The organism is Pseudorhodobacter aquimaris, from assembly GCF_001202025.1.
Classification (GTDB): domain Bacteria; phylum Pseudomonadota; class Alphaproteobacteria; order Rhodobacterales; family Rhodobacteraceae; genus Pseudorhodobacter; species Pseudorhodobacter aquimaris.
Genome location: NZ_LGHS01000062.1, coordinates 34,107 through 54,781, shown reverse-complemented (window position 1 = coordinate 54,781; position 20,675 = coordinate 34,107). Strand labels below are relative to the sequence as shown.

Sequence of the window (20,675 nt, the reverse complement as noted above, 5' to 3'; positions counted from 1 at the left end):
GTACTTTTTAATACTCACAGTTTAAGGCTCGGTCCCTGTGTGCTCATTTTCGGTCGAATCAGCTATGCGCCCTGTGCATGGCGGCATGGTCGACACAGCAGTTGTTAGCGCAACCAGATGCCCCAATATAGAGGAGAGATCGGCTGGCATAGGGCCAACCCTTCAGATGTATGTGAGGAAGAACATGAAAAACCTTATTAACCGCCTTAAAACCGCCTTCGGCAATTACGCCCTCTATACCAAAACCCGCAACGAAATCGCTCGCTTGCCCCGAGATGTCGCCCTTGACGTAGGACTATATCGCGGCGATGCCGACCGGATCGCACGCCAAGCGGTCTGGAACTAAGGGCTGCCTCAGTTTTTCTGGCTATAGCGTTCAACCAAAGCATCGCGCACGGCGGGCGGAACGAATTTGGAAACGTCCCCGTCAAGCCGCGCGATCTCTTTGACCAGCTTTGAGGCAATGGCCTGACGGCGGGCATCGGCCATCATAAACACCGTCTCAATCGAGGCATCCATCGCGCGGTTCATGCCAACCATTTGAAATTCATACTCAAAATCGGCCACGGCACGCAGCCCCCGCACTATGACGCTGGCCCCCACATCGCGGGCACAATCAATCAGCAAATTGTCAAACGGATGAACCACAATTTGTCCGCCCGTGTTGGCCACGATCGGCGCACATTCCGCCTCGACCATCGCCACCCGCTCTTCCAGCGTGAACAGGGGGTTCTTGTCGCGGTTTATGGCAACGCCAATCACCAGCTTATCGACCAGCCCCATCGCACGCTGGATAATATCGGTATGGCCCAAGGTGATTGGGTCGAAAGTTCCGGGGTATAGGCCGGTACGCATGGCAACTCCTGATTTGACGGTTAACGCAACAATATTGCGCCGTCCATTGCAAGCAGAAACACCACTTTTCTCGGCTTAAAACCCCTTGATCATGCCCTCCAGCGCGTCTTTTTCCATCGCCAGCTCTGACAGGCGGGCCTTGACCACGTCACCGATGGAGACAAGACCCGTCATCTCCTCTCCCTCCATCACCGGCATATGGCGAAAGCGGCCGTCCGTCATGATCTGCATCACACCGTCCGCACTGTCTTTCTTGGTACAGCAGATCAGCTTGGAGGTCATCACGCTCTCGACGCCATCCGACATACAGCCGACCCCGCGCTTACCCAATTCACGCACGATGTCACGTTCTGACAAAATGCCAAGCGGGTGCTTTCCATCCTTTGAGATGATGATCGCCCCGATACGCTTTTCAGACAACAGCGCCGCCGCTTCGCTTAACGTCGCCGTGGGCGCAAGCGTCAGGACTCCTTGGGTGGGTTTGGACTGAAGAATTTGTTGCACCAGCATAGCGATCTCCCTTTGGCATCTTGGGATAGCGTTGGCATTTGCGGGCAAGCTGTCAAGTCAAAGCTTCAAGACGCAGCAATTCACGGCGCACGCCTGTGGCCAAAAGCTCTGCAAACCGGTTCAACCGCTCAATTTTTGCATCATCGGCATGGCGCACCAGCCAGAAGCTGCGGGTAAGCGAGACATCCTGCGGCAAAACGCGCTGCAGTTCAGGTGCGAAGGGCATCGCAAAATCATGGACCATACCCACGCCGCCCCCTGCCCGCATCAGCTGTGTTTGTACTGAAACCGAATTGGATGAAATCTCGGGCACTGCAGAACCGATCTCATCCAGATAATCCAGTTCCTTGTCAAAAATCATATCGGGGATATAGCCGATGATCCGGTGGTTTTGCAGATCCTCGCGGCAGGTGATCTTTGCATTCTGCGCCAGATAGTCCCGCGAGGCAGCAAGATGCAGGTGGTAATCCGTCAGCTTTTGAACCGTCAGCCGTCCCGTTTCGGGGCGTGACACGGCGACCGCCATATCCGCTTCGCGTTTTGACAGGTTAAACACGCGCGGCAAGGCGACAAGCTGCACCTCCAGCCCCGGATTTTGCGCTGTGATCCCCGTCAGAACCTGGGGCAAAAGATAATTCGCCGCCCCGTCCGGCGCCCCAAGACGGATTTGACCAGTCAGCCCATCGTCTTCATTGCGCAGCCGGTCTTGCGCACTGGCAAGCGCGGTCTCCGCCGCCAGGGCCGGATCCATCAGACGTTGCCCGTCTTTGGTCAGCGCATAGCCCTGCGGGGTCTTGCTGAACAGCCGGGCCGATAGGGTGCCCTCCAGCCGCGCAATCCGCCTGCCCACAGTGGCCGGGTCAATCCGCAATGCTTTGCCCGCCCCAGAAAGGCTTTCCGATCTGGCAACCGCCAGAAATATGCGCAAGTCGTCCCAGTCCATCCACGCCCCTTTGCAAAAATGCAAAACGCTTTTGACATATTACCTCTTTATCGGGCATATTTGCAAGGCTAGAGTATGGACAACCATGAAAACCCCAGAGGAGGATACCATGCAAGAGCTTACCCATTGGATCAACGGCCGCCACGTCAAAGGCACATCGGGCCGCTTTGCCGATGTCATGAACCCTGCAACAGGTGAAGTGCAGGCACGCGTGCCACTGGCCACCAAGGCCGAGTTGGACGCAGCCGTTGCCGATGCCGCCAAGGCACAGCCTGCATGGGGTGCGACCAACCCGCAAAAGCGCGGTCGCGTGATGATGGCGATGGTTGGCCTGATCAACCGCGACATGGACAAGCTGGCCGAGGCCCTCTCGCGCGAGCACGGCAAGACCATCCCCGACGCCAAAGGCGACGTGCAGCGCGGGCTGGAAGTCATCGAATATTGCATCGGCGCCGCCCAGATGCTGAAAGGTGAATTCACCGATGCCGCCGGTCCGGGCATCGACATGTATTCCATGCGTCAGCCTTTGGGCGTGGCTGCGGGCATCACGCCCTTTAACTTCCCGGCGATGATCCCGCTGTGGAAAATGGGACCGGCACTTTCGTCCGGCAACGCCTTCATCCTGAAGCCATCCGAGCGCGACCCGACCGTTCCCCTGATGCTGGCCGAACTCTTCAAAGAGGCCGGTCTGCCCGACGGTGTTTTGCAGGTCATCAATGGCGACAAGGATTCGGTCGATGCGATCCTCGACAATGAGACCATTCAGGCCATCGGCTTTGTCGGCTCCACCCCGATTGCCGAATATATCTATGGCCGTGGCTGCTCTAACGGCAAGCGCGTTCAATGCTTCGGCGGTGCCAAGAACCACATGATCATCATGCCGGATGCCGATCTTGATCAGGCCGCCGATGCGTTGATCGGTGCCGGTTACGGCGCTGCGGGCGAACGCTGCATGGCGATTTCGGTGGCCGTGCCAGTGGGCAAGGAAACCGCTGACCGTCTGGTTGAAAAGCTGGTTCCACGGATCGAAAAGCTGAAGGTCGGCCCTTATACCGCTGGCAATGACGTGGATTACGGTCCTGTTGTGACGGCTGCGGCCAAAGCCAACATCCTCAAACTGGTCGAATCCGGTGTAGAGCAAGGCGCCAAGCTGGTCGTCGATGGTCGCGGCTTCAAATTGCAGGGCTATGAGGACGGCTATTTCGTCGGGCCGCATCTGTTTGACGATGTGACCACCGATATGGACATCTACAAGAAAGAGATCTTCGGTCCGGTTCTGTGCACGGTTCGCGCCGACTCCTATGAAGAAGCAATCGGCTATGCCATGGACCACGAATACGGCAATGGCACCGCGATCTTTACCCGCGACGGTGACACGGCGCGCGATTTCGCCAGCCGGATCAACGTGGGCATGGTCGGCATTAACGTGCCAATCCCGGTTCCGCTGGCCTATCACACCTTTGGCGGCTGGAAGAAATCCGGCTTTGGCGATTTGAACCAGCACGGGCCGGATGCGTTCCGTTTCTATACACGGACAAAAACCGTAACCTCGCGCTGGCCATCGGGCCTGAAAGAAGGCGGAGAGTTCCACTTCAAAGCTATGGATTGATCCAAAGCGACATTTGGGGGGCGTTCGCGCCCTCCTTCCCTATCGATATTCCGATCCGGCATGATGGTTGGCAATCTCTTGAAACAGTCTTGAAATGGTTGGGCATTAAGCAGAACGCAACTTTTTGAATTCTGATCTTGTGAGGATATGATGGACCTTTCCCTGACCGAAGAGCAGCAAGCAATTTTTGAAATGGCCCAAGGGTTCGGGCAAGAAAAGATCGCCCCCTTTGCACGAGACTGGGAAAAGGCCGAAAACATTCCCAAATCGCTTTGGCCCGAAGTCGCGGCCCTTGGCCTTGGCGGAATCTATGTGTCCGAGGAATCCGGCGGATCGGGGCTATCGCGCCTAGATGCGACCTTGGTTTTTGAGGCGCTGTCGATGGCCTGCCCCTCAGTCGCCGCCTTCTTGTCGATCCATAATATGTGCGGCGGCATGATTGACCGGTTCGGCTCCGCCGAGGCCAAAGCCCGTTGGTTACCAAAACTGTGCGGAATGGAAACTATTTTTTCCTATTGTTTGACCGAACCGGGGTCGGGCTCTGATGCGGCTGCGTTGAAGACGCGCGCGGTCAAGGGCGATGACGGCTGGCGCATGACCGGCACCAAGGCCTTTATCTCGGGCGGGGGCTATTCGGATGCCTATATCGTCATGGCCCGCTCGGGCGCGGACGGGCCCAAGGGGATCTCTGCGCTGATCGTCGAGGATGGTGCCGAGGGGCTTTCCTTTGGCGGGCTTGAGGACAAGATGGGCTGGCGCGCGCAACCCACGCGGCAGGTGCAACTAGATGATTGCGCGGTGCCCTTGGATAACCTTTTGGGTGAGGAAGGGCGCGGCTTTTCCTATGCGATGGCGGGGCTGGATGGTGGACGCCTGAACATTGCCGCCTGTGCCTTGGGCGGCGCACAAAGTGCCTTGGACGCCACCATGACCTATATGGCCGAGCGCAAGGCCTTTGGCCGCTCGCTTGACCAGTTCCAGGCCCTGCAATTCCGGCTGGCCGATATGGAGGTAAAGCTGCAAACCGCGCGGGTTTTCCTGCGCCATGCTGCGGCAAAATATGATGCGAAGGCGCCTGATGCATCGAAATTCTGTGCGATGGCAAAACTTTACGTGACGGATGTCTGCTTTGACGTTGCCAATAGCTGTTTGCAGATGCATGGCGGCTATGGATACCTTGCCGACTACGGGATCGAAAAGATCGTGCGTGATTTGCGCGTTCACCAGATCCTGGAAGGCACCAATGAGATTATGCGCCTGATCATCAGTCGCCAAATGTTAATGGACCGTGAATGACTGAAATAAAAACATGGACCGAGGGGCGCTGCGGCCGTATCAGGCTGACCCGCCCCGAGGTCCTGAATGCCCTAAACGAAACCATGTGCCAAGCGCTCGATACCGCCTTGATTGCATGGGAAAACGATGACGCCGTGGATCTGGTGGTTATTGATGCCGACGGCCCCCGCGCCTTTTGTGCCGGGGGGGATATTGCGGCGCTATATCATGCGGGCACGCGTGGTGATTACGGTCTTGGCCGCCAGTTCTGGCGCATGGAATACCGGATGAACCTGCGCATCGCGCGCTATGCCAAGCCGGTTGTCAGCCTGATGCATGGCTTTACCATGGGCGGCGGCGTTGGTGTTGGCTGTCACGCCCGCCACCGTGTCGTTGGCGAAAGCAGCCAGCTTGCGATGCCGGAATGTGCGATCGGATTGGTGCCGGATGTCGGTGGCTCCTATCTCTTGGCGCGGGCGCCAGGGCGGCTGGGGGCCTATCTGGCCGTAACCGGCACGCGCATGGGGCCAGGCGATGCGATCTATGCGGGCTTTGCCGATTACTTCGTACCCGAGGCTGACTGGCCCGCCCTGACCGCCGCCTTGGTGGCCGAGGGTATCACCGCGCTGGAACGTTACACGCAACCCGCACCCGAGGCGGGCCTGCCGCCACAGCAATCACAGATCGACAGGCTTTTCGGGCCTGAGGCCTGCCCCAATATTATCGCAGCGCTGCGCGCGGACAAAAGCGAATTCGCCCAAACCACGCTGGAGATCATAGAACGTGCCTCACCTTTGGCTACATGGGCCGCGATCGAGATCCAGAACCGGCTGCGCCCTGCGCCCGATCTGGCCGAAGCGTTGGAGCTGGAGTACCGCTTTACCCACCGCGCACAACAGATGAGCGATTTTCAGGAAGGCGTACGCGCCGCCGTGATCGACAAGGACCGCAGCCCGCGTTGGCTACATGAAAGTATCGAGGCCGTTAGCGCGGCTGAAGTGATCGCCATGCTCGCCCCCTTGGGCGCGCAGGCTTGGACAGTGGAGGATGATATATGAAAATCGGGTTTATCGGGTTGGGCAATATGGGCGGGCCAATGGCGGCCAATCTGGCGGCTGCGGGCCATGAGGTCACAGGTTTCGACCTGAGCGCGGCAATGCCAAAAGGTGTGGCCGCAGCAGCCACCGGCGCAGAGGCCGCCACGGGCAAGGATGTGGTGATCACCATGCTGCCCAACGGGGCGATCCTGCGCTCTGTCGCGGCAGAGCTGATCCCGGCGATGACGGCGGGCGCGGTCCTGTGTGATTGTTCCACCGTGGATGTCGAAAGCACACGCGCCGTGGCCGAACAAGCCGCCGCCGCAGGGCTTGACGCATTGGACGCGCCGGTTTCCGGCGGTGTCGGAGGGGCGACCGAGGGCACGCTGACCTTTATGGTCGGTGGGTCTGATGCGGGGTTTGCGACGGTAAAACCGCTCTTTGATATCATGGGGCAAAAGGCCGTGCATTGCGGCGATGCGGGGGCCGGACAATCGGCCAAGATCTGTAACAACATGATCCTTGGTGTCACCATGATCGCCACCTGCGAGGCTTTTGCCCTGGCCGACAAGCTGGGCCTGTCGCGCGAGAAGATGTTTGATGTGGTCTCCACCTCTTCGGGCTATTCTTGGTCGATGAATGCCTATTGCCCTGCCCCCGGTGTTGGTCCCAAAACGCCGGCGGATAATGACTACACCCCCGGATTTGCAGCCGAACTGATGCTCAAGGATCTGCGTCTTTCGCAGCAAGCCGCCGAGGCCGTTGATGCGGATACGCCAATGGGCCAAACCGCCGCAGCGCTTTACACCGATTTTGTTGAGTCCGAGGGCGGCAAGGGCAAGGATTTCAGTGCAATGCTTCCCCGGTTTGAAAAACGCGGGCGCGGCTGATCTACATCAATTGCAACAACGTGAATATGTCTTATCCTGATGCCAATGGCCGCGTGTTGCGACCTCAAGCAAGGAGACCGATATGTTCAAGACCAACGTTGGCGGTGCAGACCGCGTTTTGCGCATTGTACTTGGCATTGCCTTGATAGCTGCATTCTTTGCCCTGCCCGAACTGGGCTGGCGCTGGGTTCTGGGGCTTGTCGGGGCGGTGGCACTGATCACCGGATTGTTCCGGTCCTGCCCGCTCTATAGCCTGATCGGTGTAAATACCTGCCCGTTGAAGAAATAGGAAAAGGGGGGCACAGGCCCCCTTTTTTACTCCGCGGCCATTTTTCGCGGCTTCAGCATCCCTTTCAGATAACGCCCCGTATGGCTGGCCTCAACCTTGGCGACATCCTCAGGCGTGCCTTTGGCTACGATCTGGCCGCCCCCATCGCCCCCCTCGGGACCGATATCAATGACCCAATCGGCCGTCTTGACCACATCGAGGTTATGCTCGATCACGATGACCGTATTGCCTTGGTCAACCAGCTCGTGCAGCACCTCCAACAGCTTTTTCACATCCTCGAAATGCAGGCCCGTCGTTGGCTCATCAAGGATGTAGAGCGTGCGCCCGGTTGCGCGCCGCGCCAGCTCCTTTGACAATTTGACACGCTGCGCCTCACCGCCCGAAAGGGTCGTCGCCTGCTGGCCGACCTTGATATAACCAAGCCCCACGCGCACCAGCGCGTCCATCTTTTCACGAATGCTTGGAACCGCTTGAAAAAAGCTTTGCGCATCTTCAACCGTCATATCAAGAACATCCGATATGCTTTTGTTCTTGAACTTAATTTCCAATGTCTCACGGTTGTAGCGTTTGCCTTTGCAGGTCTCACACTCAACATAAACATCGGGTAGGAAATGCATCTCGATCTTGATCAGCCCGTCCCCCTGACAGGCCTCACAACGTCCTCCCTTGACGTTAAAACTGAACCGGCCCGGCGCATAGCCGCGGGCTTTGGATTCAGGCAGCCCCGCAAACCAGTCGCGGATCGGGGTAAAGGCACCGGTATAGGTGGCAGGGTTGGAACGGGGCGTACGCCCGATGGGGCGTTGGTCAATATCGATAACCTTGTCGAGATGCTCAAACCCTTTGATCGTCTCACAAGGTGCAGGGGTTTCCCGTGCGCCATTCAGCCGTGTCGCGGCAGTTTTATACAGGGTCTCCAGCGTCAGCGTCGATTTCCCGCCGCCCGAAACCCCGGTCACACAAACGAACTTGCCCAGAGGAAAGTCGACCGTCACATTCTGCAGATTATTGCCCGAGGCCTTGACCACCGTCACCTTTTTCCCTGAGCCTTTGCGCCGCACCGCAGGCACCGGAATTTCGCGCGTGCCTTGCAGATACTGCCCCGTCAGGCTGGCCGGATCAGCCATGACCTGCGCAGGCGTCCCATGGGATACCACCATACCACCATGCACCCCTGCCCCCGGCCCCATGTCGAAAACATAATCCGCCTCGCGGATCGCATCCTCGTCATGTTCGACCACAATCACCGAATTACCCTGATCACGCAGGTTCTTGAGCGTGGTCAAAAGCCGGTCATTGTCGCGTTGATGCAGCCCGATCGAGGGCTCATCCAGCACATAAAGCACCCCGGTCAGCCCCGAACCGATCTGTGATGCAAGCCGGATCCGCTGGCTTTCCCCACCCGAAAGCGTACCGGCATTACGCGAGAGCGACAGATAGTTCAGCCCGACATTCACCAAAAACCCAAGGCGTTCGCGGATTTCCTTGAGGATCGCGCGGGCAATTTCGTTCTTTTGGTTGGTCAGATGCTCTGGCACATGGCCGATCCAATCATGGGCCTCCTGAATGGACATCTGCACGACCTCGCCCGCATGAAGCCCCGCAATTTTGACGGCCAGCGCCTCGGGGCGCAAACGGTAGCCGTTACAAGCACCACAGGGCCGGTTGTTCTGATAACGCTCAAACTCTTCGCGGACCCAGTTGCTATCGGTTTCACGGAACCGGCGTTCCATATTCGGGATCACGCCCTCAAACACGCGGCTGACCTGATAGATGCGCCCGCCCTCGTCATAACGAAAGGCGATTTCTTCCTCGCCAGAGCCGCGCAAAAAGATTTCCCTTACTTTTTCGGGCAGGTCTTTCCACTTGGTTTTCTTGTCGAATTGATAGTGTTTCGCAATACAATCAATCGTCTGGGTGAAATAGGGCGACTTGGACTTGGCCCAAGGCGCCAGCGCCCCTTGCGCCAAGGTCAGGTTTTGATCAGGCACCACAAGACGTTCATCAAAAAATAGTTCAACCCCTAAACCATCACAAACCGGACAGGCCCCAAAAGGCGCATTAAAGGAAAAAAGCCGCGGCTCGATTTCGGGAATTGTAAAGCCGGACTCGGGACAGGCGAATTTTTCCGAGAATGTCGTGCGAACAGGCTCGTCACCCGCAGTTTCCAAAATCGCGATGCCATCGGCCAAATTCAACGCCGTGCGCAGGCTGTCCGCAAGGCGGGTCTCTATCCCTTCCTTGACGATAATCCGGTCGACCACCACGTCGATATTATGGCGGAATTTCTTATCCAGCGTCGGCGCATCTTCCAGCTCATAGAATTCGCCGTTCACTTTGACCCGCTGAAACCCCTGTTTGCGCAGATCGAGAAACTCTTTTTTATACTCGCCTTTCCGGTCACGGATGATGGGCGCCAGCAGATAGGCTCGCGTCCCTTCCTCCATTGCCATGATGATGTCGACCATATCCTGCACCTGCTGCGCCGTGATCGGCTTGCCGGTCGTCGGGCTGAAGGGCGTGCCCGTACGCGCAAAAAGCAAACGCATGTAGTCATAGATCTCGGTCACCGTCCCGACAGTAGAGCGCGGGTTTTTCGAGGTGGTTTTCTGTTCGATCGAGATCGCAGGGGACAGACCAGAGATGTGGTCCACATCCGGTTTGCCCATCATATCAAGAAATTGGCGGGCATAGGCCGAGAGGCTCTCGACGTAGCGGCGCTGACCTTCGGCATAGATGGTATCAAAGGCGAGGCTGGATTTTCCAGAGCCTGACAGCCCCGTGATCACAACCAGCTGGTCGCGCGGAATATCCACGTCGACGCCCTTCAGGTTATGTTCCCGCGCGCCACGTACTTCGATAAATTTATGCTCGGCCATGCCTGCCCCCGGTTATTCAAAGCCATAGATAGGGGGTTTTATCCGAGTCTCCAACCATTAAGCGTGAACATTGTATGAACATAAGCGTGATTGAGCAAATTTCACTGTCCCAGAACAGGAAAGAAGGCCGCCCGGATCAGAAGCGGCCCAATGGTTACGTCACAATCAGGACCGATTGCGACGGCGCGCAAGGCCGATCAACCCAAGCCCTGCCAGCAACAAGCCACCAGCGGCCGGAACGGGAACAGGGGCGACAACCTCTTCGATGCGCACATTGTCCAAGGCCGGGCCAACAACACCGGTTTCATTGCTTGCAAATCGCAGTAGGGCCGATGTGTCCGTGGCTTGGAACTGGAAGGATTGCGTCACCCAGCCCATATCGGAATTGCTTTGACCCGCTGTGTCAAACTCGAACACGCCACCGGCGCCCTCGATCGATGCCGCCAGCGACATGATCGTGCCGCCGTAATAGGTATTGCCGGCCATGTCAAAAGACAGGGCGTAATAGGCCCCCACTACCAGATCCGCGACGCGCTGCGAGATAATGCCCAAAGCGCTGCCATTCATATCGAGGCTGTAATCCCCATCGGAATGCTGCCAATAGCTTCTGATCAAGTCGACGCTACCGCTTTCGATTGTCCAGCCGTCAAGTGCTGTGGACCCCGCGACCAAGGTTTGAAAGCTTCCGCCATAGGTGCCGGGGGCCTCAAAGCTGCCGTTGAGCAAAGTCGCAGCACCGGCCGATCCGGAACAGGCCGCGGCTAAAGCCGTCATCAGCAAAATTTTTTTCATTATAAAGCTCCTAATATACCCCTCAATTATTACGCAAAAGGGAAAGGAGACAGCAAGAAGTTCCTGATATTTAGCCAAAGCAAGCCTACAATATAGCTCGCTTTGGCCCAATTATGTGCTGAATTCAGAACAATTTACATGTGAATGACCTGGCCATAGGCGTCCAGAACCGATTCGTGCATCATCTCTGATAAAGTCGGATGCGGGAAGACGGTGTGCATCAGGTCCTCTTCGGTGGTTTCCAGCTGACGGCCGATGACATAGCCTTGGATTAACTCGGTCACCTCTGCACCGATCATATGGGCACCAAGAAGCTCACCTGTTTTGGCGTCAAAAATCGTCTTTATCAACCCGTCCGATTCACCCAAAGCAATGGCTTTGCCATTTCCGATAAAAGGAAAACGACCAACCTTGATGCTGTGACCGGCCTCTTTGGCCTTGGCTTCGGTCAAACCGACAGAAGCCACCTGCGGGTGACAATAGGTGCAGCCCGCAATGGAATTCGGCTTGATCGGATGCGGTTTTTTGCCCGCGATCAGCTCTGCCACCATCACACCCTCATGACTGGCTTTATGTGCAAGCCACGGCGCGCCAGCGATATCACCGATGGCATAAAGCCCGTCAACGCCCGTGCGGCAGAATTCATCCGTCACAACATGAGTGCGATCAATCTTGACACCCAAAGCCTCCAACCCAAGATTCTCGACGTTGCCAACGATGCCCACCGCCGAAATTACCGTATCAAACTCCATGGTTTCGGTCTTGCCGCCCGCTTCGAGATGAGCCGTCACCTTGCCCTTTGCCTTCTCAAGCTTTTTGACCGTGGTCTTTTCCAGGATCTTCATGCCTTGCTTGACAAAGGCCTTCTTGGCGAGCCCGGAGATTTCGGCATCTTCCACCGGAAGCACACGGTCCATCACCTCAACCACCGTGGTATCAGCACCCAAGGTATTGAAGAAGCTGGCAAATTCGATACCAATCGCGCCCGATCCGATCACCAGCAGCTTTTTCGGCATCCGCTTGGGTTGCAGGGCATGACGGTATGTCCAGACCAGATCACCGTCGGCCTCCAACCCCGGCAGGGTGCGGGCGCGCGCGCCGGTGGCAAGGATGATCGCAGGCGCTTCCAACTCTTCCACGCCCTTGTCGGTTTTCACCGAAACCTTGCCTTTGGCGGGCAACGTGGCCTCGCCCATGAAGACGGTGACCTTGTTTTTCTTCATCAGATGGCCGATGCCGCCCGAAAGCTGCTTTGCCACCCCACGAGACCGCGCAACAACCGCGTCAAGATCGTATGACAATCCACTGGCGCCCAGACCAAACTCCTTGGCGCGGTGCATCAGATGGAACACCTCGGCAGACCGCAACAGCGCCTTGGTCGGGATACAGCCCCAGTTCAGGCAAATGCCACCAAGGTTTTCGCGTTCGACAATAGCAACCGATTTCCCCAATTGAGAGGCCCTTATGGCGGCGACATAGCCCCCCGGACCCGCGCCTACAACGACCACATCAAATTTCTTGGCTGCCATGTCTTTCCTCCTCAGAAAAAGTAGTTTGCCATTAAACTATTTCTTTATTTCAAGCAATGTTTCTCCTGCGCAGGCCCTATGCGCTGATTGCATGGCTATGACTCCGTTTTTTGCAAGGAACGCACAACCGCGCCGTAAGCTCCTTCATTCATAAAAGCTTCCTCCGCTTTGGTCGATTTGCGCCCCAAGGCCGCGTTGCGAAAGGGAAAGCGGCCGTACTTTTGGATAATATGCTGATGAGCCCGCGCATGCAGTGCGGACTCCGGGTTGTCCATGCGGGTGGTAAAACAGTCCACCGCAAGCGCCTGATCGGCGGCATCCTCGGAATGCTCGAACGGCAGGTAAAAGAACTGGCGTTCCGGTGTGGGGGCATCCAGATCCCAGTTTTCGGCCAAGGCGCGCCGGGCGGCATCACGGGCCAGCGTATCGGTGGCAAAGGCGCGCGGATCGCCACGGAACATATTGCGCGGGAACTGATCGGTGACGATCAAATAGGCCAAAGTCCCCACCGTTCCAGAAACCCAATGCTCCAACCCGCCATCATGAGCCGCCTGCCAAAGGTCGCCAAAGCGATCCGTAATCTCGGCATCCAGCGCCGGATTCACCTCATACCAGCCCTTTGCACCGACCTTTTGTAACCAGAAATCCAACACCTCCATCGGATCTGACATAGGCCTGTCCCTCCCCTGTTAAGGTTCAGCGTGGCAGGTTCGGAATGTAATTTCAATGGCTTTTGCGTTACTGCTCAGCTGCGGCGCTATCGTCCGGTTCGACCCCCGGGCTATCGCTGTCGCCTTCGATCATTGCCACCTCCATTACCACCTGCGTGGCCGATGCCAGCACGGCTTTATAGCTGGAGGTCGCCTCAACGGTTCCCTTGCGCTGCGTCATCCGCCAAATGGTATAGATTGCCAGAATGCCCAACAAAACGCCCATGAACAGGAAAAAACCGCTGGGCCCATAGATCGCCATGACCCACCCCGTGATGACCGGTCCGGTGATCGCACCCAGCCCGTTGATGAACATCAAACCCGCCGAGGCCCCCGCCATATCCGAGCGGTCCAGATAATCATTCACATAGGCCAACAGCAGCGAATAAAGCGGATTTGCCGCCGCCCCCGCCAGCCCACCGATAACACATAAGGCCCAGAATGGAATGGTCATGGCGACTGGAATCATCAGGCCGACCGCGCCCACGGCAGCCAGACCGAATATCACTTGTCGGCGGTCCATTCTGTCCGACAGCAGCCCGATCGGATATTGAAAGATCACCCCGCCGATATAAATACAGGCGATGAAAATCGTTGTGTCGCGCACATTCAGGCCCGATTGCGTGCCCCAGACAGCTGCCATGCCGTATTGCGCCGAGAACACGCCGCCCAGAATGAACATCCCCACACAGCCCAGAGGCGACGCCTCATAAAGCGCACGAAACGTCAGCCGTTTGGTGGTATCAAACGCAGGCGCCCGGGCAACCGACAGCAAAATCGGGGTAAAGGCCAAGGACACCAAAATCGACGGGATCACGAACAGGATATACCCCCCCGGATCGCCAAGGTTCAAAAGCCCCTGTGCCGCAATCAGCCCGATCATCTGCACGATCAGATAGAGCGAGAGCGCCTGACCGCGGTTCTCGTTGCTTGAGGCATCGTTAAGCCAGCTTTCCGCCGCGATATACACCCCGGCAAATGAAAATCCGATCAACACGCGCATCAGCGACCATGCAATCCAGTTCGGCGCCACCGCATACATGATCAGCACCGCCGAAATCAGTGAGCCGAGGGCCGCGAACACCCGCACATGGCCAACCCGGCGGATCATATTCGGCGCGATTTGAGAACCGATCAGATAGCCAAGGAAGTAGCTGGACATGACGATCGACAGATGGAACGTCGACATATCCTCTTGGCCGCCACGGATACCCAGCAACGAGCCTTGCATACCATTGCCCAGAACCAGCAGCATCACACCCAGCAAAAGGGCCCAGGAGTCTCGTAGAACACTCAGCATCACGTGGCCTTCTCTTGTCGTCGCCGCAATGGCTGTTGCTGGCCCCAGTCTGTTATCAAACCGACCTTACGGGGGGATTAAGCACCCTGTGCTATCAGCAAAGAGGCATCTCCGTAAGAGAAGAATCTGTAGTTTTGGGCAACAGCATGCGCATAGGCTTTTTGCATCAGGGACTGCCCCATGAGTGCCGCAACCAGCATCAAAAGGGTCGATTTCGGAAGGTGGAAATTTGTTATCAACGCATCAGTCGCATGAAATTTGAAACCGGGGTAAATGAAGATATCGGTTTCCCCCTGCCAAGGCTCCACCTTGCCCGTTTCGCGCGCCGCAGATTCGATCAAACGCAGCGCCGTGGTGCCCACGGGAATCACCCGCCCGCCCGCAGCACGGGTGGCGTTGATCTCGGCTGCGGCCTGTGGCGTGACCTCGCCCCATTCAGCATGCATCTTGTGGCTTGCGATGTCCTCGACCTTGACCGGAAGGAAGGTGCCTGCACCCACGTGCAGCGTCACCTCAGTCATCTCGACCCCCATCGCGGCCAGCTCGGCCAAAAGCGCATCATCGAAATGCAACGAGGCCGTAGGTGCGGCAACGGCGCCGGAATTTCGGGCAAAAACGGTTTGGTAATCATGATCGTCCTGCGCATCAGGCGCACGTTTCGCCGCGATATAGGGGGGCAACGGCATGGTGCCCGCGGCTTGCAGGGCCGCGTCAAAATCAGCGCCCGCGTGGTTGAAGGTCAGCCGCAGGTCGGTCTCGGATTTCTCGGCCACGGTTGCGGTCAGCCCGCCTTTGAACACGATATCCTCCCCCACCAAGAGCTTGCGCAGGGGCTTGGCCATCGCCCGCCAGCCGCCTTGGGCGTCCGGCTCCATCAAAGTCACCTCGATCTTGGCCGAGACCGGGCCTTGGGCGCTATTGCGGTGGCGCGCGCCGATCAACCGTGCGGGGATCACACGGGTATTGTTCAACACCAAACGATCCCCCCGGCGCAGCAGCTTGGGCAGGTCAAAGACATGGCGATCCGCCAGCGCATCCCCTTCCACCACCAGCATACGCGCGGCGGTGCGCGGGCGCGCGGGGCGGGTTGCGATCAGCTCTTCGGGAAGGTCGAAATCAAAATCGTCGAGTTTCACTCAGTCGGCTCCAGTTGCGGTGGCGGGCTGCGAAATATCTCGCGGAACATGCCGGGGGTCAGAATAGACAGCGGGTTAACCGAAACATCCGGCGTTTTTGCAGTCCCTTTGATCGTATAGCTCATGCCGAACAAACCTTCGCCCTTACGCGTAAAAATCGACCCGATCTGGTTGATAAGATAGATCGGCGAGACCACACCCTGCAAATCCAGCCGCCCGCCAGTCAGCACATATAGCCCCGAAAGCGACACGCCAAGCGACGCCCCCACGGCCGACGCCCTGTTGATCTGGATGGTGCGCGGGGTCAAGCGAAAGATGGCCTCGGCCTCATCAAACAACAGCCCGCCGCTTTGCAACTGGTCCAGCAGGCCGACCACGGAAATCGCGTTGATCAGCTCTGCCAATGCGGGGGCTTTGTGGATGCGGATGTTTTGCATTTTCAGGCTGCCATCATAGCTGCCTTTGTCGCCAGTGGGGGTCAGGATCAGATCCAGCGCCCCGCCCTCGGCATTGGGAAACACATTTGCCGCCGAGAAAACCGACCCCGCATCATTGGAACGGATGCGCACCGCCGTGCCCTTCAACGAGGGCGCAAGGCTGCCTGCAACTGTCGTTTGCCCGTTCACACGCCCCGTGAAATCCCCTGCAACACCGCCCGCTATGGGGGTGATCACGGTTTGAAACCCGCTTAGCGCAAGCCCCTTGGTGACAACTAGCCGGTCAAGCGCGATGGTCATTGGCGTGCCCGCCTGCCCTTGCCCCCCGCCACCTCGCGCGGGCAATCCGCGCAAATCCAGCATCCCGCCCGTGACCGCAACAACAGGTGTTTGCCCTTGACCCCGCCCCGTCAATTCCACCTGCGCATCAAGCCAATTGTCCAGTTTGACCGAGGACAGGCGCGCAACCCCCATCCCCCCGCCTTCCAGCAGGCCGATCTGGCCCGTAACATGCAGCCCCGCAGCATCAAGGGCAAGCCGGTCCACATTGGCGGGCTTGCCCAAGGTCATATCCAATGCCAGCTGTCCATTCGTGTTCGGGCTTTTGGTCCACCCCAGCGATGAAATCCCCATGCCGACGCCCCCAAGATCGGACCGCAGCGACAGTTTCGGGGTTTGACCCTGATGCAGATCCACCACGAAATCGGCCAAGCCCTGCCCCGTCAACAGCTCTTCAGGCAGGTTCACACCCAATTTTGTGGCGGCAGAATGGCTCAACTCTGCGCGGCCCTCGACCTTGGAAATGCCTTTGGCCTTAGGGGTGAAAACCTTGCTGAAACGGCCGTCGAAGGGCACATCCTGCAATGCGCCCTTGCCCGCGATTTCCATTCCGGCGGGCGTCACGTGGACCGCCAAACGGTCTGCACGCAACACGCGCCCCGGCACCAGTTGATCCGAGGAAAACCCTGTGATCGTGCCAGCCACATCGAAATCCACATCCTGAATCTTTACGCCCTTGCGCAATGGCATATCGATCTGTCCCACGACCTCGGCGCGGCCATCGCCCAGATCCACAGGCAGCTTGGCCTTGGTCATAAATTCAAAGGGTTTTTGGTCCAGCAGCGAGAGGGCCGCCGTCAAACCGGCGCGCGCCTTGACCCCGATATGCGCGCGCGCCGGTTTTTGCGTCACATCACCCACGGCAAAGATGCTGCCTGCGACGTCAACCTCCCCCCCTGCGGGGGCGGTGACCGTGCCCTCTTCGATCACCATGGAATAGGATTTACCCTCAACCACAGAATAACCGCGTCCGTTCTGGATCGGTGGCAAGGTTTTCAAGAAACGCACATTGCCACCGGAAAAGTCATACCCCAGCGAAAAGCGCGGCTCGTGCCCCGGTGCGCTGCGAAAACCGGCATGCAGGTTGGAAAGCTGTCCTTCTTGTACATTATCCGCCACCCAGACACGGGTTTTGGGAACCACCTTTGGCGGCCAGACCGCCAAAAGCCCGTCCCGCGCGATATGGTCAAGGCTGGCATCCACCGCGACTGACCAACCCTCAGGTCCGGCCTCAACCACCCCCGAGGCTTGCAAACGCTGGCCCTGCTGGATCAAGGCCGCCTGACCGATATCAATGCCAAAGGGGTTCATGCGGACTCGAAAATCCAATGCGCCCTGGTCAAAGACCACCGCCTCTTCCAGCGCGTCTTGCGGGTCCAGTTGCAAACGATCAATCTGGATCTGTGCCAGAATGTTCTGCGGTATCCCCGTCGTCACCCCCGGCAAATACGCGTGGCCCGATGCGGATAATACAAGGTCCTGACTGTTCACCGTCCATTCGCGCAGGTCCAGGCGCTCTTGCGCGGGATCATATCCGAAAAACACCGATGCCCCCTCAAAGGCGACGGGTTTGGTATCCGGCGAGGGGTGCAATGCACCCTTGTCCAGCGTCAAGGAAGCATCAAGCGATGACAGCGCGCCTTGCTGGTCCAGTGTCGATGCAATCTGCCCCGATATCGGCGCGTCGAGCACCCCCAGCCATGACAAGGGGGCGGCCTGCACCGCGATATCCGCGGCGGGTACACGGTCCACTGTCACCGTCATACGCGCACTGGCATCCGCTTTGGCCGCGATCAGGGTCACCGCGGCTTGGGCCGCCTGATCACCCGCCACCGAAACCCCAAGCTCCACCGCCAGCTCTTCACCGCGGTTCACAAGTCGCAAACGCCCATCGCCCAGATCCCACACCCGATCAAGCATCCGGTCTTCGATCTGGAATGTCAGGGCCTGTGCCTCCACCTGACGCAGATGCGAAAGCAGAGGCTGCTCAAATATCGCAACAAGGGTCTTGATCAACCCCGACAGGCCGACAGCCTGTCGGGGCTGCTCGGGCACCTCAAAGGCCAGATCGAACTGCCCGTCGTCCAGTCGCCGCAAATCGACCCGCGCCCCGATCAGGCGCAAGCTGCGCAGACGGATGTTACCGCCCGCCAAGGCTCCGGGATCCAGTGCCACCCGCAACTCCGGCAAGGACACGGCTGTCTTGCCGGATTTCTCCAGCAAACGGACATCCTCCAGCGCCAGGCGCGGCACCCAGTCTGTATCCACCACAAAGACCGCACCCCCAACAGAAACCGCCGTCCCCTCACGCGTCAGATCGCGCAGGGCGGTATTCAGCCGCTGCTCGGCCTCGACCACCATCCAGACCGGCAGGCGGATCGGCTTGCCCGTCAGCGCAAGCCCCGCAAAGACCACAGCCAGCGACAAAAAAATCAGCGTTGGCACCAGCCAGAATGTCCCGCGCCGATGTCGGCGAACGGCGTTTTTGGGTTTAAGGCGGGGCTTGCGCGAGCGTTCCAGCAACAGCGCAGGCTGCGGCGGGCCGATGAAATCGCACCGGTCGGGCCGCGGCCCCTTTTGCCCCGGCGTAGGCTCACCCATCCTTCAACAACCCTTTTACCTTTCACCCGTTGCGGTTACCGCAATTGCCCCTATCCTTAACCAATGACAGCCCGAATACAAAACACAGCTTTGACATCAAAGGAACAGATCATGCCGGACATTGGCGATATGGCACCCGATTTCACCCTCCCCCGCGACGGAGGAGAGACGATTACCCTTTCCGCGCTGCGCCCCGGCCGCGTGGTCGTTTATTTCTATCCCCGTGACGATACGTCGGGCTGCACGCTGGAGGCAAAGGACTTCACAGCCCTTGGCGCGGATTTCGCAGCGATCGGTGTCACTGTGATCGGCATTTCCAAAGACAGCGTTACCGCCCATGACAAATTTGTGGCGAAACACGATCTGGGCGTAATCCTTGCCTCGGATGAAAACGGCCAGACCTGCGAGGATTATGGCGTTTGGAAAGAAAAGAAGATGTACGGCAAGACCTTCATGGGGATTGAACGGACAACCTTTCTGATCGATGCGGATGGCAAGATCGCACAGGTCTGGCGCAAGGTTTCCGCCAAGGGCCATGCCGAGGCGGTGTTGGCGGCGGCAACATGACCCAATCGCTTGCAGAGCGCGCCGTCGAGGTGCTTATGACAGCCGACGGGCGCGCGAAAACCGCGCTCGGGCGGCGCCATGCGGCGGAATGGCTGGCAGCACGCGCAGCTGGCACCCCTTTGCCGATCGGAGAGGCAAGCCCGCCCCTGCGCCCCGCCCGCCCCGATGCGCCGGAACTGTTATCACCCCGCGATATGCCCCGCCGCCGTCCCGGCTCTGCCATGGGACGCAACGCCCTTTTGCATGCCGTGGCGCATATTGAGCTGAACGCTGTGGATCTGCATTGGGACATCATCGCGCGCTTTACCCATGTGCCAATGCCCTTGGGCTTTTACGATGACTGGGTACGCGCGGCAGATGATGAGGCGAAACATTTCAACCTGATGTGTGATTGTCTGGAGGCCGCAGGCAGCCATTACGGCGCCTTGCCAGCCCATGCAGGCATGTGGCGCGCGGCCGAGGATACGGTGGACGATCTCTTTGGCCGTCTTGCCGTGGTGCCGATGGTGCTGGAGGCGCGCGGCCTCGACGTCACCCCCGGCATGATCGCTGTGTTTGAAAAGGCAGGCGAGGCCGGCCCCATTGAGGCCCTCAAAACCATCTATAGCGAAGAGGTCAGCCATGTGGCTTACGGCTCCAAATGGTTCAACTGGCTTTGCGGGCGCGATGGTCTGGACCCCAAGGACACCTTCCACAGCCTTGTGCGGCGCTATTTCCACGGGGTCCTCAAACCCCCGTTCAATGAGGAAAAACGCGCCGATGCCGGATTGCCCCCTGACTTCTATTGGCCGCTGACAGAAGCCGAAACAGTTGAGATTCCGCCTGAAACCGCTTGACTTATCGGCGACATCTTGCCGGTTTATTTGCATCTGCGGGTTGCAAGCCGTTATTTGTTGCACCAGTGGCCCCTGATTTGTATGCCTGACCCGGATGTTAACCCTGCGGGATTCTTTGGTCGGGGGGCGTCCGAACTTCAA

The 20,675-nt window shown here is 58.3% G+C and carries 18 protein-coding genes; 8 read left to right on the top strand and 10 right to left on the bottom strand.

Features of this window, described 5'->3' with window-relative positions; all coding sequences use genetic code 11:
• The first annotated feature begins 184 nt into the window (after positions 1-184).
• Entirely contained in the window at positions 185-346 is a 162-nt protein-coding gene (locus AKU94_RS20035) for a DUF1127 domain-containing protein (RefSeq protein ID WP_198144895.1), read from the top strand.
• Positions 347-354: 8 nt separating this feature from the next.
• On the opposite strand, the gene coaD is transcribed toward AKU94_RS20035, so the two are convergent.
• From coaD to AKU94_RS11135, 3 genes are all read right to left on the bottom strand, one after another.
• The gene (gene coaD / locus AKU94_RS11145; RefSeq protein WP_050527344.1) at positions 355-855 is read right to left on the bottom strand and encodes a pantetheine-phosphate adenylyltransferase; all 501 of its coding nucleotides are present in this window, start codon (positions 853-855) and stop codon (positions 355-357) included.
• A gap of 75 nt (positions 856-930) precedes the next feature.
• Positions 931-1,365: a CBS domain-containing protein gene (locus AKU94_RS11140; RefSeq protein WP_050527343.1), complete on the bottom strand. Its 435-nt coding sequence runs from the start codon at positions 1,363-1,365 to the stop codon at positions 931-933.
• Positions 1,366-1,417: 52 nt separating this feature from the next.
• Entirely contained in the window at positions 1,418-2,308 is an 891-nt protein-coding gene (locus AKU94_RS11135) for a LysR family transcriptional regulator (protein WP_050527342.1), read from the bottom strand.
• 109 nt (positions 2,309-2,417) lie between these two features.
• Here AKU94_RS11135 and AKU94_RS11130 point away from each other — a divergent pair, with 109 nt between their 5' ends.
• From AKU94_RS11130 to AKU94_RS11110, 5 genes are all read left to right on the top strand, one after another.
• Positions 2,418-3,917: a CoA-acylating methylmalonate-semialdehyde dehydrogenase gene (locus AKU94_RS11130; protein WP_050527379.1), complete on the top strand. Its 1,500-nt coding sequence runs from the start codon at positions 2,418-2,420 to the stop codon at positions 3,915-3,917.
• A 150-nt stretch (positions 3,918-4,067) separates the two neighbouring features.
• The gene (locus AKU94_RS11125) at positions 4,068-5,213 is read left to right on the top strand and encodes an acyl-CoA dehydrogenase family protein (protein ID WP_050527378.1); all 1,146 of its coding nucleotides are present in this window, start codon (positions 4,068-4,070) and stop codon (positions 5,211-5,213) included.
• Positions 5,210-6,250: an enoyl-CoA hydratase/isomerase family protein gene (locus AKU94_RS11120; protein ID WP_050527341.1), complete on the top strand. Its 1,041-nt coding sequence runs from the start codon at positions 5,210-5,212 to the stop codon at positions 6,248-6,250. Before AKU94_RS11125 ends, AKU94_RS11120 begins: the two co-directional genes overlap by 4 nt.
• Positions 6,247-7,119, top strand: coding sequence for a 3-hydroxyisobutyrate dehydrogenase (mmsB, locus tag AKU94_RS11115; protein WP_050527340.1), 873 nt, complete (start codon positions 6,247-6,249; stop codon positions 7,117-7,119). Before AKU94_RS11120 ends, mmsB begins: the two co-directional genes overlap by 4 nt.
• 82 nt (positions 7,120-7,201) lie before the next feature.
• Positions 7,202-7,408, top strand: coding sequence for a YgaP family membrane protein (locus tag AKU94_RS11110; protein ID WP_050527339.1), 207 nt, complete (start codon positions 7,202-7,204; stop codon positions 7,406-7,408).
• A 26-nt stretch (positions 7,409-7,434) separates the two neighbouring features.
• Here AKU94_RS11110 and uvrA read toward each other — a convergent pair whose 3' ends face one another.
• From uvrA to AKU94_RS11075, 7 genes are all read right to left on the bottom strand, one after another.
• The gene (uvrA, locus tag AKU94_RS11105) at positions 7,435-10,287 is read right to left on the bottom strand and encodes an excinuclease ABC subunit UvrA (protein ID WP_050527338.1); all 2,853 of its coding nucleotides are present in this window, start codon (positions 10,285-10,287) and stop codon (positions 7,435-7,437) included.
• Positions 10,288-10,452: 165 nt separating this feature from the next.
• Entirely contained in the window at positions 10,453-11,079 is a 627-nt protein-coding gene (locus AKU94_RS11100; protein WP_083445040.1) for a choice-of-anchor C family PEP-CTERM protein, read from the bottom strand.
• A gap of 134 nt (positions 11,080-11,213) precedes the next feature.
• Positions 11,214-12,608 carry a dihydrolipoyl dehydrogenase gene (lpdA, locus tag AKU94_RS11095; protein WP_050527337.1) on the bottom strand — a complete coding sequence of 465 codons (1,395 nt, stop codon included), beginning with the start codon at positions 12,606-12,608 and terminating at the stop codon, positions 11,214-11,216.
• 95 nt (positions 12,609-12,703) lie between these two features.
• Complete coding sequence (locus AKU94_RS11090; RefSeq protein ID WP_050527336.1) at positions 12,704-13,279, bottom strand: DUF924 family protein; 576 nt, start codon at positions 13,277-13,279, stop codon at positions 12,704-12,706.
• 67 nt (positions 13,280-13,346) lie between these two features.
• Positions 13,347-14,618, bottom strand: coding sequence for an MFS transporter (locus AKU94_RS11085; protein WP_050527335.1), 1,272 nt, complete (start codon positions 14,616-14,618; stop codon positions 13,347-13,349).
• A 77-nt stretch (positions 14,619-14,695) separates the two neighbouring features.
• The gene (gene queA, locus AKU94_RS11080; RefSeq protein ID WP_050527334.1) at positions 14,696-15,754 is read right to left on the bottom strand and encodes a tRNA preQ1(34) S-adenosylmethionine ribosyltransferase-isomerase QueA; all 1,059 of its coding nucleotides are present in this window, start codon (positions 15,752-15,754) and stop codon (positions 14,696-14,698) included.
• The gene (locus AKU94_RS11075) at positions 15,751-19,131 is read right to left on the bottom strand and encodes a YhdP family protein (RefSeq protein WP_050527333.1); all 3,381 of its coding nucleotides are present in this window, start codon (positions 19,129-19,131) and stop codon (positions 15,751-15,753) included. Before AKU94_RS11075 ends, queA begins: the two co-directional genes overlap by 4 nt.
• 111 nt (positions 19,132-19,242) lie before the next feature.
• Here AKU94_RS11075 and AKU94_RS11070 point away from each other — a divergent pair, with 111 nt between their 5' ends.
• Entirely contained in the window at positions 19,243-19,698 is a 456-nt protein-coding gene (locus AKU94_RS11070; protein ID WP_050527332.1) for a peroxiredoxin, read from the top strand.
• Positions 19,695-20,534 carry a ferritin-like domain-containing protein gene (locus tag AKU94_RS11065; RefSeq protein WP_050527331.1) on the top strand — a complete coding sequence of 280 codons (840 nt, stop codon included), beginning with the start codon at positions 19,695-19,697 and terminating at the stop codon, positions 20,532-20,534. Before AKU94_RS11070 ends, AKU94_RS11065 begins: the two co-directional genes overlap by 4 nt.
• Positions 20,535-20,675: the final 141 nt, after the last annotated feature.